Genomic DNA, 12,639 nt, shown 5'->3' on the forward strand with positions numbered 1-12,639 from the left:
CTCAATCCACCAGTGAAAACATCAGTTCGCCGGAGCAGGCCAGCTGACCATCGACGCTGGCCTCCGCCTTCACCTTGCCGAAGCGCTGGCGCTTGAGGCTGAGCAACTCACAAGTGATCAGCAGCTGGTCGCCAGGCACCACAGGCCGGCGAAAGCGCACCCCGTCGATTCCGGCGAACACAAACAACCCCTTGGGCAGATCGGGCATCTGGGTCACGATCAGGCCGCCCACCTGGGCCATGGCCTCCACGATCAACACCCCCGGCATCAGCGGGCGGCCCGGGAAATGGCCCTGAAACTGCGGCTCGTTGATGGTGACATTTTTGATCGCCACAGCCCGCTTGCCGGGCTCATGCTCAATCACCCGATCCACCAGGGCGAAGGGGTAGCGGTGGGGCAGCAATCCCTGGATTTGCTCCGTGGTGAGAATCACCTCCCTGCTGGATCCCGCTGAGGCGGGCAGCGGAGATGCGGGAACCGGAGAACTGGACTCAGACAAGGGGATCAACCGGGAGAGGAAATGGCAGGAGGCAAGTCAGCCAAAGCAGCCGCCAGGGAGGTGTGAAGCCCATGGGAGCCGCGGTAAGCGAAAATCTGGGCCCGAGGTAGGCCGACGAGTGCAAGGTCTCCCAACAGGTCCAGGATTTTATGGCGCACGGGTTCCTCGGCAAACCGCAGCGGCGGGTTGAGCCAGGTCTCGCCGTCACACACCAGGGCATTCTCAAGACAGCCCCCCTGAATCAACCCCGCTGCCCGCAACTGATCCACCTGGGAGCGCAGACCAAAGGTGCGTGCCGGGGCGATCTCATCAACAAACGTGCAAGGGGTGAGCTCCAGGGAAAACAGCTGGCGCCCGATAGCCGCATCGGTGAACTCGATGGCAGCGCCCAGCCGCAGGCCGTCGTAAGGCAACGCCGTGGCAAAGCTGGAGCCATGGCTCACCGTCAGCGGTGCCTCCAGCTCCACGCCAGTAGAGGGGGCTGACAGGGCCCGCAACCCCGCCTCGGCCAAGGCCTCCACCCAGGGCAGGGCCGATCCATCCAACAGGGGAATCTCCTCACCGCTCACCAGAATCTCCGCCTGGGTCACCCCGGTGCCGGCCAAGGCTGCCAGCAGGTGCTCCACCGTGGCCAGCCGGCGTGGGCCCAGCTGCAAGGCCGTGCACAGCTGGGTGTCACTCACCTGGCCTGGCGCCAATCGGCACAGCGGAAGCTCTGGTGCATCGAGCCAGCCCACCCAGAAACCCGGACGCTCCGAGGCCTGCAGCCGCACCGTGGCCTCCTGGCCGTTGTGCAGGCCCACACCGCGGCGCTGCACCGGGGTTTGGAGAGTCCAGGCTTCGGTGTAATCAGCAGGCCACTGCACCACTAAAACTTCCAGCCCACGCCGAGGTTGAAGCGCCAGTCACTGGTGAACTCCTGGGTGGCGGCTTCGAGGCGCAGGGGTCCCACAGGAGTGGTGACGATGAGACCGATCCCCGGGGAATAGCCCTCGCCCTTCTTGCCGAGCAGACCACCAGGGTTGCCGGGGATGTCACCCTGGGTGCCGAAGGTGGAGCCGGCATCAAAGAAAATCTCGCCACTGATGATGCTGAAGATTGGAAAGCGATATTCGATCGTGGCTTCAGCAAAGCTCTTGCCCACACCAAGGTCACAGTCGTAGTAACCGCGCACGGAATTGCCACCCCCCAAACAGAATGCTTCATAGGGCGGAATCTCACTGCCGATCAACGAACCAGCCGACACCTGGAAGGCGAGGGCCTGTTTGCAATCCTTGGTCTCACCCGGCTTAGGACGGCAACCCTTGAAAATCTTTAACCACTCCACCGGGATGTAGTGAGTGAAGCTGCCCCGCACACGGTTGAACGTGGGTGAATTTTCTCCCACAGAAATAAACTGCTCGGTGCTCAGACTGAGATAGTTTCCTCTGGTGGGATTGCGGGCATCGTCAAGGGTGCTGTAAGTGGCACCCACCCGGAAACTCACCAACTGGTTTTCAGAAGCACAGTTGTAGGCAAGGCATATGACCTGGCTGCTAGGGACATTCTGAGGCGAAGTGGTGACGCCTACCACCCCGTAGGAATACTTACTTCCAGAAAAGTCCATCGGCGTGACTTCCTGCCCCCCAAAGGAAAGGATCAGATTCCAAGGGGCTTTCTTATAAGGATTACCTCCATTCAGAGGGCGCACAAACTGAATATTGGCGCCGATCCGCTGAATCGCCACAGTGTCAAAGTTAGTCGAGACTTCAACGTCACCACCACTTACATCTACAGGACCGCTTGTAACAACATTAAAATCAGCTCCATTAAAATCCTGAAGATTCAATGCGTTGTTGTTTTCATTCTGGAACAGCTGGGGAACTTCCCGGCTGAAGAAGAAGCGGGCCCGGAACGAGGTGCGGTACTTGTTGTCCTTGATCCAGGGGTCGGTGAAGGTGATATCCCCGAGGCCGCCGTATTGCCCGTAGGAGATGTTGGTACCCAGATCCCAGGCGCGACCAAACAGGTTGCTCTCCTGCAGCTGGATCTGGCCGAACACACCCTGGTCCTGGCTGTAGCCCAGACCACCGGAGAGGGAACCGCTGGACTGCTCGACGATGCCCAGCACAATCACAACCTTGCCGGGCTCGGCCGGCACCGGCTTAAGTGTCACCTTGACGTCGCTGAACAAGCCGGTGCCATAGATGCGCTTGATGTCCTCCTCCAGCTCGCGGCGGTTGAACACCTGACCGGGCCGCAAGGAGACCTCCCGGGTCACCACCCAGGGCTTGGTCTTGCCCCGGATCGGCTCGCCCTTGTCGTTGGTGGCCGAGCCCTCTTTATTGAGGAACTGAACCTCCACCCCCTCGACGGTGCCCTGACGCACCAGCAGCTCCACCACCCCTTCCGGACTCACCCGACTGGGCCCGGTTATCCGGGCCAGGGAATAGCCCTGGTCGGCATACCAGCGCTGCAGCTCCTGCATGCGGGTCTGCAGAGTGTTGAGGTTGAGAGTCTTGTCGTAGTCCGCCGCAAAGGTGTCCTTAACCACTTGCTCGGGCAGCTTCAGGTCGGAGGAATCGAGCTTGACCTCCTCCAGCACCGGGTTGGCAACCACCACCACCACAAGACGGACGCCCAAGGGGCCATCAACAGGCTGGATGCGCACATCGGAAAACCAGCCGCTGGCGTAGATCGCCGAGAGGTCGGTCTGAAGTTCCGAGCGGGTTACCTGGATGCCGGGGGTGGCCGCCATGGCGGCGTAGGCGGCCAACTCGAGCCGCTCCTGCTCGGGATGGCCCTGGAGGCCCTCGATCACCACCTCGGCAATCAACACCTTGGGCTCAGCCTTTGCGGCGGGCTGGGCGGGTTCGGCCTGGGACGGTTGGGCTGTGGGCGCTGCCTGGGCGGGTTCGGCCTGGGCAGGGGTAGCTGGGGCGGGCGCCGGTTCCGCCAGAGGGTTATCGAGCTGCTCGGAAACCGGCCTGGATTCAGCGGGCTGTTCGCTGGCTGGCTGGGCGAGGGCAGGAGTCGCCGAGAGGAGAGCGGCACCAACCAGTGGCCACGCAGCCTTCAAACCCAGCAAGCCAGCCATGTGTTTGGGGGGCGGTGCGGTCGGGCCGCAAATGCCGTTGACCTTACCCGTAGACCCTGGGTTCCGGACAGGCCCCTTGGACCCGTTTGAGGACCTCCCCGTAGGCCTCGACAACACCACCTAAATCCTGTCGGAATCGATCCTTGTCCAGAATGCGGTCCTGGGCATCGGCCACTCCCCGATCCCAGAGGCGACAGGTGTCGGGACTGATCTCATCAGCCACCACCAGTTCACCGGTGGTGGTGAACCCCAGTTCGATCTTGAAATCCACCAACTGCAGCCCGATCGAGCCAAATAGAGCCAACAACTCGCGGTTGACCTGACGCGCCAGATCCTCCAGCTGCCGGCGCTGCTCCGGGGTCACCAGCCCCAAATGCTCCAACCGGGCCTCGGTGAGCAGGGGATCGCCGTAGGCGTCGTCTTTGTAGTAGAGATCGAGTAGCGGTGGCTCCAGAGCCGTGCCGGGTTCGATCGGCATCTGCTTGCAGAGCGAGCCTGCCGCGGTGTTGCGGATCACCACCTCAACGGGAATCACCCGCACGGGCCGGCAGAGCATCCAACGCTCTCCTCCAACCCCCAGGTAGTGGGTGGGCACCCCACGGGAAGCCAGGTGTTCGAACAGCAGGGCCGAAATCCGGCAGTTGAGCTCACCCTTGCCAGCCAGTTGGGCCTTTTTGAGGGCGTTGAAGGCCGTGGCGTCATCCTTGTATTCCACCGCCACCACATCGGGCTGGTCTGTGGCATAGACGCGCTTGGCCTTGCCTTCATAGAGGAGTGAACCGAGGCTGTAAGCCGTCATGGCTGGGACATGGGAGTAGGGGGAGCAGCATGGCCGCCGGGGGCGCGAGGAGAACGCAGTTGACGCTCCAGCTCGACCTGCCGGGCTGAGCCCGCCGGATCGCGGCGGCGCAGCAGCCATTCTCCGTAGGCATCGTCGATGCCGCCGCTGAGCCGCAAGCGGCGCTCCCGCACCCGCGCAGCCGACTCCGGTGTGCTGCCGGCGAGGGCCAGCTGCTGATCGAGGATCTGGGCCACCAGCCCCCACGCCCCCGCCGCGGCAGCCTGCTCAAGAGCCAGCTCCAGCAGGCGATCCTGCTCAGGGGCAGGCAGTCCATCCAGCAGAGCCACCGCCTGCGAGAGACGGACCGCCGTCGCGGCCCCGGGCTGGGCACTACTGACCAGCACCTCGGCCGCCCGTTGCCGCTGGCCCAGGCTCTCCAGGTGGCTGGCCAGCAGATCCAGGGCCGGGCGCGTCACCGGAGTGCCGTCCTGGCGCCGGCCGACCGGCAGCTCCAGCGATGCCAGAGACGCCAGGTTGCCTGCCGCCAGACGCTCCAGGGCATCGGCAGCCAACTGGTGGTGCAAACCCGCCTGGGCGGCGCGCCACTGCAGCACCAGCCACTGCGCCCGATCGGCCCCCGCCGCAGGGCTCACGCGGCCGAGCACCTCCAAAGCCCCATCAGGGGCTCCACAGTTCAGCAAGCTGTCGGCATTGGCCAGCACCACCGGCAGGGGCTGGGGGGCTGGATTGATCGTCAGCAAACGCTGCTGCAGGAGCCGCAACTGCGGGCCATCGCCCCGCTGGAGGGCGGCGGAGCAGGCCCCGTCGAGGGCGCTGAGATCGCCGCTGCGCAGCAGAGCTGCCAAGGCCGGATCAGGGGCCGCTGGTGGGGCCGCGGCCCAGAGTGCTGCAGGCAAGGCGCCGCCCAGCGCCACCAACCCCATGCCCACGCCGAGGGCAACCCGCCCGTGGAGGCACCGCAACCGGGACAAGCTCTGCCTGGACAGGGGCTGCATGGAGAGTGGCTGCCGGGCTCGGGGGGAGAATGGCGCTGGGCTTGCCGGCATGTCGAACTACAGGGCGCGGCGGCCCGCTCAGCAGGGTTCAACCTAGAAGAGCTGCTACACCCCATCCACGTCCAGTTTCGCCCCTCACCCGGCCCCATGCCCTCCGCCCCCTGCCCAACCCCCGCAAGGATCCTGGTGATCGGTGGCGGTGGTCGTGAAAATGCCCTGGGCTGGGCGCTGGCGCGCTGCAGCGGGGTGGAAACGGTGTGGATTGCCCCCGGCAATGGCGGCACGCCCGACCTGCCCGGCTGCCGGCAGCTGGCGATTGCCGAATCCGATCAGGCCGGCCTGATCGCCGCCTGCCGCGACCAGGCGATTGAGCTGGTGGTGGTCGGCCCGGAAGCCCCGCTGGCCGCCGGTCTGGCCGACGCCCTGCGGACCGAGGGGGTGCCGGTGTTCGGGCCGGGGGCCGACGGGGCCCAGCTGGAAGCCAGCAAGCAGTGGGCCAAAGCGCTGATGCTGGAGGCAGGCATCCCCACCGCCGGCTACTGGCCCGCCAGCAGTTGCGCGCAGGCTCTGCAGATCCTGGAGCGCGAGGGCCGGCCGCTGGTGGTCAAGGCCGATGGCCTGGCAGCTGGCAAGGGGGTCACCGTGGCCGAGACCCTGGAAGAAGCCCAGGCCGCGATTGCGGAGATCTTTGATGGTCGCTTCGACGCCAACGCTGACTCAGCCGGGGCCACTTTGGTGCTGGAGGAGCGCACCTTCGGGCCAGAAGTGTCGGTGTTTGCCCTCTGCGACGGCGAGCGGATGGTGCTGCTGCCCCCCGCCCAGGACCACAAGCGCATCGGCGAGGGCGACACAGGCCCCAACACCGGCGGCATGGGGGCCTACGCGCCGGCGCCACTGCTCGATGACCGAGGCCTGGAGGAGGTGCGCCGCCTCGTGCTCGAACCCACCGTGGCCGCGCTCCGGGCCCGCGGCATCGACTACCGGGGCGTCATCTACGCCGGCCTGATGCTCACCGAGAGCGGCCCAAGCGTGATCGAATTCAACTGCCGTTTTGGCGATCCGGAGTGCGAAACCCTGATGCCCCTGCTGGGCCCTGAGCTGGCCCAGGTGCTGCTGGCCTGCGCCACCGGCTGCCTCGACCAAGCCCCACCGCTGACGATCAGCGCGGGCTGCAGTGCCTGCGTGATCGCCGCCGCCCAGGGTTACCCCGGCACCATCCGCCAAGGCGATCCGATCACCAGCCAACTGGAGCCCAGCGCCCAGCTGCAACTGTTCCACGCCGGCACCCGCCGCGACTCAGATGGCAGCTGCCGCACCAGCGGCGGGCGGGTGTTGGCAGTGGTGGCGCAGGCCGACGACTTCGACAACGCCTTCGAGCGGGCCTACGCCGGCCTGGCCCAGGTGCACTTCGAGGGCATGACCGCCCGGCGCGACATCGGCCATCAGGTGCGCAGCCGATGAGCTGGCGCGCTGCCCTGGGCCGCTGGTGGGCGGAATTCAGCCTGCAGACCAAGCTGCTGGCGGTGGCCACCCTGGTGGTGAGCCTGCTGATGACGGGCATCACCTTCTTTGCCCTCAACGGCATCCAGCGGGATGCCCGGATGAGCGACACCCGCTATGCCCGCGATCTGGGTCTGCTGCTCTCCGCCAACGTCACGCCGCTGGTGGCCGAGGCCAACGACCGCGAGCTGGCGGCGGTGGCCGATCGCTTCTGGCGCTCCAGCCGCAGCCTTCGCTACATCTTCTTCGCCGACCCCGAAGGGGTGATCTACCTGGGCATCCCGATCGGGGCCAGCTCCGGCAGCAGCGAGCTGCTGCTCAGCCGCCGGCTCGAATTGCCCGCCGACCTTCAGAAACGGCCCGACACCCCGCTGATCCGCCAGCACCTCAGCCCAGACGGCCAGGTGACTGACGTGTTCGTGCCGATGGTGAGCGAGGGGCGCTACCTCGGGGTGCTCGCCCTCGGCATCAACCCCAATGAAACCCTGCTGGCCAGTGCCGCTCTCACCCGGGAGGTCACCGTGGCGGTGTTCATCTCGATCTGGGTGCTGGTGATCCTGGGGGCGGTGTTCAACGCCCTCACCATCACCCGCCCGGTGAAGGAGTTGTTGCAGGGGGTGCGCTCGATCGCCGGCGGCAAGTTCGAAACGCGGCTGGCCCTACCGGTGGGGGGCGAACTGGGCGAATTGCTGGCGGGCTTCAACACCATGGCCTCGCAATTGGAGGACTACAAAGCCGCCAACATCGAAGAGCTCACCGCCGCCCAGGTGAAGCAGCAATCGCTGATCGCCACCATGGCCGATGGTGCCGTGCTGCTCGATGCGGAGGGGGCGATCGTGCTGGCCAACCCCACCGCCCGTCGCCTGTTCCGCTGGGAGGGACGCAACCTCGAAGGCAACGACCTGATCGCCGAGCTGCCCGAACGGCTGGCCATGGAGCTGCAATCCCCCCTCGACAGCGTCACCTGCCGCGATCGCGACACCACCGATGTGCGCTGCAGTTTTGGCGAACCATCTCGCACGCTGCGGATCGTGCTGCAGTCGGTGCGTGACGCCAGCGGCGAAAGCCTCAAGGGCATCGCCATGACCATTCAGGACCTCACCCGCGAGGTGGAACTCAACGCCGCCCAGAGCCGTTTCATCAGCAACGTCTCCCACGAGCTGCGCACGCCGCTGTTCAACATCAAGAGCTACGTGGAAACCCTCCACGACCTGGGCGACCAGCTCACCGAGGAGGAAAAACGGGAATTCCTCGGCATCGCCAACGCCGAAACCGATCGCCTCACCCGACTCGTCAACGATGTGCTCGACCTCTCCCGCCTGGAGTCGGAGCGGGTGTGGACCCTCGAACCCCTGGAGCTGGCCCCCGCCATCGAGCAGACCCTGCGCACCTACCGGCTCAACGCGGACGAAAAAGGCGTGACCCTGGCCTTCGACGCCGACCCCCTGCTGCCCCGGGTGTTGGGCAACTGGGACCTGCTGTTGCAGGTGTTCGACAACCTGGTGGGCAACGCGCTCAAGTTCACCCCCAAAGACGGACAACTGCAGCTGCGGGCCTACCCGTGGCCCGACCTCTGCCAGCTCTCCCCGAGCACGGCCCCGAACAGCGAGAGTCCGAGTTGCGAGCTCACCTCACCGCTGCCCAGGCTACGGATCGAGATCGCCGACAGCGGCTGTGGCATCTCCGAAGCCGACCAGGCACGCATCTTCGAGCGCTTCTTCCGGGTCGAAAACGCTGTGCACACCGAGGCTGGCACCGGGCTGGGCCTGTCGATCGTGCGCGGCATTCTCGAGAAGCACGGCACCCAGGTGCGCATGGCCAGCGAGCCCGGAGTGGGCACCATCTTCTGGTTTGACTTACCCCTGGAGGACTCCGACACCGACGAGCTGCAGCTCCTGGCTGAGCGGCGCCGCTACGACCAGGCGGTCTCTTAGCGGTCGTCGTCGGCCACGCCGCGCACAATCCGCGACAGCTCACTGCGCTCATCGGTGGTGATGCGGTGGGGAACACCGGAGATGATCCGCTCGAAATTGGAGAAGGAGTCTTTGATCTCCGGCCCGTTGCTGGTGATCACGAATTCACGGATGCCCTTGTCGTGCCAGGAGCCCCGCATCTTGAACACGTTGAGGGCGCGGGCCATCTCACCGCGAATCTCTACGTACTGCAGCAGCAGGATCGTGTCGGTGATGGTGGAGATGTGGGAATCGGTGATCGAGTGGCTGCCCATGAACTCCTCAGAGGTGTTCGTGAAGAAGCCGGCGATCTCCTCTTGCTTGGCGTAGCCGGTGACGCCGATCACAAACTGGCGGAAGGCATTGTGGCTCACCCCTCGAGCCAGGGCGCTGAGGGAATCGATCGCCATCCGCGACGGCTTGAACTGGCTGATTTCGGTCTTGATGATCTGGAGGTGGTCCTCCAATCCCGTGGATTCGGGATAGGCACAGATGATCTTGAGCAGACCGTCCTGCTCCATCTGCTCGAAGTCGATGCCCCAGCTGGTGGCGTTGCGCAGCAGCTGGGCCCGGGATTCCTCGTAGGCAAACAGGATCGCCCGCTCCTTGTTGGCGCAGGCGTTCTCGACGAACTTGCTGACCAGCAACGTTTTACCGGTGCCGGTGGCGCCAGTGGCCAGGATGACTGAATCCTTGAAGAAGCCGCCGCCGCACATCTCATCGAGCCGCGGCACACCGGAGCTCACCCGCACATTGGAGCTGCGCTGGGTGAGACGCATCGCCCCCAGCGGGAAGATGCTGATGCCATGGGCTCCCATCGTGAAGGGGAATTCCCCCTTCATGTGGGTGGTGCCGCGCAATTTGAGAATCTCGCAGGTGCGCCGCCGACGCTCACCCTCCAACACGTTGCGCAGAATCACCACGTTGTCGGAAACGAACTCCTCAACGCCGTAGCGGGCAATCGGGCCATATTCATCGATACGCTCGGTGGTCATCAACGTGGTGACACCGATCTCCTTAAGGCGGGCAATCAGCCGGAAAATCTCACGCCGCACCACCGACACAGCATCGTATTGCTGGAACACAGCCGTGATCGAATCAATCGCCACACGGCGAGCCTTGTATTTGCGAATCGCATAGTTGATCCGCTCGATCAAACCGGAAAGATCAAAGCTGCCCGCCACATCTTGCCCCTCCGGATCCGGCGAAGCATCAAGGATGAAGAGCTTGTCCTGCTCCACCATCTCCTGGAGATTCCAACCAAAACTGGCGGCGTTGCGCAAGATGTCGAGCGGCGACTCCTCAAAGGTGACAAAGATCCCAGGCTCGTTGTACTGGCGAATGCCGTTGTACAGGAAGTTGAGCGAAAACACCGTTTTGCCGGTGCCCGAGGTACCACTGATCAGGGTGGAACGGTCGATCGGCAGCCCGCCATGGCACACGTCATCGAAGCCCTCAATCCCAGTCGGGAGCTTCTGAACCTGCATCAGGGGATTAATGTTGGGGCTGGGATCCTGCATCGACGGTGGGGGTCTGATAAAAAACTACTCAGGGCAGAGGCTCCTGGGAAGGGAGAGGATCTGTAGGAGCGGCGGAGGGCGCCTCGCCGAACGGGGCATCACCGAAGGCCTCCTGGCCAAATGCCTCATCAGACAGGGCCTCCTCCGTGAGCTCTTCGTAGAGAAGATCCAGACCGATCAGCACCCGCTCCCGGTCGGAGAGATCGCCAATGATCCGCCGCACCGGCGGTGGCAGGATCTTGGCGAGGGTCGGGGTGGCGAGGATCTTGTCCTCCTCTGCCAACTGGGGATTTTTCAGCACATCGATCACCTTGAGGGCATAGACGCCCCGGAATTCCGTTTCCAGAATGTTGCGCAACGTCTTGAGGGCACGCATCGAGTTCGGCGTGTTGCCCGCCACGTAGAGCTTGAGGATGTAGGTCTTGCGTGGAGTCATGGTGAAGGAAGCTCCTGGGTCAAGCCATCGAGGACTGGCCAGACACCTCGACCGGCAAGCCAGCCAAGGGGGCATCGGGTGGAATCGAGCGGCGATACATCTCGCAGAGATGGGCCATCACATCGAGAAGGGCTAGTCGGTAATCCTGGAGAAAATCGTTCTTGTGTCCTTCCAGCTTGAGCTGCTTGGAAAAACCATCAATCAGATTCATGTGAATCTCAACAGTTTTGGTGATCGGCAAATCACTGAAAAAAGCCGTATTCACAAAGCTTTCCAGGGCCTGGTTGGCGGCAGCCGGATCCCGGAAGTAGCTGAGCAGCAGATCGCGATAGGTGCGCTCGAGGGAATGGATCAGCTCATGGCTCTCCAGTTCAGGCAGGTTGCGCAGAAACCGGGAGGGATCGCGCTTGTAGAACACGCCCACAAACCCAAGCCGGCCCTTGAGCCGATTGGCCAACTTCCAGCGGTCGGGCGTGTCGGGGGTCTGGCCAGCAGGGGAACCGCTCGCCGCCACCAGGCCATGCCGCAGGAAACGAGACACCGCCGCATCGAGGCTGTAGCTGAGCTGCTCCAGCTGATCGGGGGGTAGGTGCACCTCCGCATCGTGAAATTCGATCCGGCCACTCACCGCACCAACCACCACGGCCGGCAACAGCAGGCCGAGATCCGACAGGGCTTGATAGGACTGGGGGTCGATGGCCCCCTGCTCCAGCAGCACCGCATCGAATTCTTCGCGCCGCCGATCCAGCTGCTCCACGGGATCGCTGGCCGGATCCACCCACACCAGCTCACAGCGACCACCCGCCAGCCAGCGGGAGCAGGCGTCCTGCAGGCGGGGATCGCGGATCAGGGAAGCGATGGTGAGAGCCGGTTCGGGCATGGACCGCTTCGGCAGCGGGACAACCCGCAGGAGTGGCTCCCAAATGTTGACGAAAGGAGGGCCAGAGCGGGAAGATTGTTGTTTGTCTTTCGATTGTGTGCGCCAGGCCGAATGACGGCCAGTCCTCCGCCGGAGACCATTCCGTTCCTGAGGACCGTTCGTCAGCCTGTCCACGCCCCTGCTGCCATGAGCCCAACCCCCGAAACTGCCGCTGCATCCGGTCCTTACGCCATTGTTGAGGCCTCAGGCCAGCAGTTCTGGCTGCAACCGAACCGCTACTACGACTTCGACAGGGTCGCAGTGGATGTTGATGGCAACTTCACCATCGACAACGTGCTCCTGGTCAACGACGGCAAAGCCACCACCCTCGGCCAGCCCTACGTCAAGGGTGCCACCGTGGCACTGAAGGTGATGGAGCATCGCCGCGGCCCCAAGATCATCGTCTACAAAATGCGCCCCAAAAAGAAGACCCGGCGCAAGAACGGTCACCGTCAGGAGCTGACCCGTGTGATGGTCGAGTCGATCTCCGTTGGCGGTAAGGCGATCGCCTGAAACCCGGTGCATCTCGCTCCTCGCTTTCGTTCCTGAGACCCCTATCCCTGCTCCCTCCGATCCATGGCCCACAAGAAAGGCACAGGCTCCACCCGCAACGGCCGCGACTCCAACTCCAAGCGTCTGGGCGTCAAGCGCTACGGCGGTGAAACCGTGAGCGCCGGCTCGATCCTGATCCGCCAGCGCGGCACCTCCGTGCTGCCTGGCGTGAACGTTGGCCGCGGCTCCGACGACACCCTGTTCGCCCTAGTTGACGGCGTGGTGAGCTTCGACAGCATCAAGCGGGGGCTGCGCAGCCGCAAGCGCATCAACATCGCCGTCGGCTGATCGGGCTGCAACCCACTCCCGGCGAGCCGATCTTCAAGCACCAGCCGGCGGACAACCCCGCCGGCTTTTTGATGCCCAGAGCCACGCACCCGCTCAGGGG

General features: G+C 64.3%; 12 protein-coding genes. 4 read left to right on the forward strand and 8 right to left on the reverse strand.

Going from position 1 to position 12,639, the window contains the following annotated elements; genetic code table 11:
• Position 1: 1 nt before the first annotated feature.
• Genes fabZ through KBY57_RS09515 form a run of 5 tightly spaced genes read right to left on the reverse strand, consistent with a single transcriptional unit; the run spans position 2 to position 5,348 of the window.
• Positions 2-499: a 3-hydroxyacyl-ACP dehydratase FabZ gene (fabZ, locus tag KBY57_RS09495; RefSeq protein ID WP_409996435.1), complete on the reverse strand. Its 498-nt coding sequence runs from the start codon at positions 497-499 to the stop codon at positions 2-4.
• A gap of 5 nt (positions 500-504) precedes the next feature.
• Complete coding sequence (gene lpxC, locus KBY57_RS09500; protein WP_254995591.1) at positions 505-1,368, reverse strand: UDP-3-O-acyl-N-acetylglucosamine deacetylase; 864 nt, start codon at positions 1,366-1,368, stop codon at positions 505-507.
• On the reverse strand, positions 1,368-3,575 hold the full coding sequence (locus KBY57_RS09505; protein ID WP_254995592.1) for a BamA/TamA family outer membrane protein: 2,208 nt from the start codon (positions 3,573-3,575) through the stop codon (positions 1,368-1,370). The genes lpxC and KBY57_RS09505 overlap by 1 nt, the downstream gene beginning before the upstream one ends.
• Before the next feature lie 43 nt (positions 3,576-3,618).
• Positions 3,619-4,374: a phosphoribosylaminoimidazolesuccinocarboxamide synthase gene (gene purC / locus KBY57_RS09510; protein ID WP_254995593.1), complete on the reverse strand. Its 756-nt coding sequence runs from the start codon at positions 4,372-4,374 to the stop codon at positions 3,619-3,621.
• Positions 4,371-5,348 carry a hypothetical protein gene (locus tag KBY57_RS09515; protein ID WP_254995594.1) on the reverse strand — a complete coding sequence of 326 codons (978 nt, stop codon included), beginning with the start codon at positions 5,346-5,348 and terminating at the stop codon, positions 4,371-4,373. The genes purC and KBY57_RS09515 overlap by 4 nt, the downstream gene beginning before the upstream one ends.
• A 171-nt stretch (positions 5,349-5,519) precedes the next feature.
• Between KBY57_RS09515 and purD the strand changes: the two genes are divergently transcribed.
• Together purD and nblS are read left to right on the forward strand one after the other, a co-directional pair.
• Complete coding sequence (purD, locus tag KBY57_RS09520) at positions 5,520-6,833, forward strand: phosphoribosylamine--glycine ligase (RefSeq protein ID WP_254995595.1); 1,314 nt, start codon at positions 5,520-5,522, stop codon at positions 6,831-6,833.
• A complete protein-coding gene (nblS, locus tag KBY57_RS09525; protein ID WP_254995598.1) occupies positions 6,830-8,806 on the forward strand; it encodes a two-component system sensor histidine kinase NblS in 1,977 nt (658 codons plus the stop codon). The genes purD and nblS overlap by 4 nt, the downstream gene beginning before the upstream one ends.
• Here the strand turns inward: nblS and kaiC are convergent.
• The 3 genes from kaiC to KBY57_RS09540 are packed head-to-tail and all read right to left on the reverse strand — an operon-like array spanning position 8,803 to position 11,660.
• Positions 8,803-10,344, reverse strand: a complete 1,542-nt coding sequence (gene kaiC, locus KBY57_RS09530; RefSeq protein ID WP_254995599.1) for a circadian clock protein KaiC — start codon at positions 10,342-10,344, stop codon at positions 8,803-8,805. The two genes, nblS and kaiC, sit on opposite strands and share 4 nt — an antisense overlap.
• A gap of 28 nt (positions 10,345-10,372) precedes the next feature.
• On the reverse strand, positions 10,373-10,780 hold the full coding sequence (gene kaiB, locus KBY57_RS09535; RefSeq protein ID WP_254995600.1) for a circadian clock protein KaiB: 408 nt from the start codon (positions 10,778-10,780) through the stop codon (positions 10,373-10,375).
• A 19-nt stretch (positions 10,781-10,799) separates the two neighbouring features.
• Positions 10,800-11,660, reverse strand: a complete 861-nt coding sequence (locus tag KBY57_RS09540; protein WP_254995602.1) for a circadian clock protein KaiA — start codon at positions 11,658-11,660, stop codon at positions 10,800-10,802.
• A gap of 186 nt (positions 11,661-11,846) precedes the next feature.
• Between KBY57_RS09540 and rplU the strand changes: the two genes are divergently transcribed.
• Both rplU and rpmA read left to right on the forward strand, forming a co-directional pair.
• Positions 11,847-12,212, forward strand: coding sequence for a 50S ribosomal protein L21 (gene rplU / locus KBY57_RS09545; RefSeq protein ID WP_254995603.1), 366 nt, complete (start codon positions 11,847-11,849; stop codon positions 12,210-12,212).
• Between the two features lie 63 nt (positions 12,213-12,275).
• Entirely contained in the window at positions 12,276-12,539 is a 264-nt protein-coding gene (rpmA, locus tag KBY57_RS09550; protein WP_094560135.1) for a 50S ribosomal protein L27, read from the forward strand.
• The last annotated feature ends 100 nt before the right edge of the window (positions 12,540-12,639 follow it).

It is taken from the genome of Cyanobium sp. Aljojuca 7D2 (assembly GCF_024346415.1).
Lineage (GTDB): Bacteria > Cyanobacteriota > Cyanobacteriia > PCC-6307 > Cyanobiaceae > Cyanobium_A.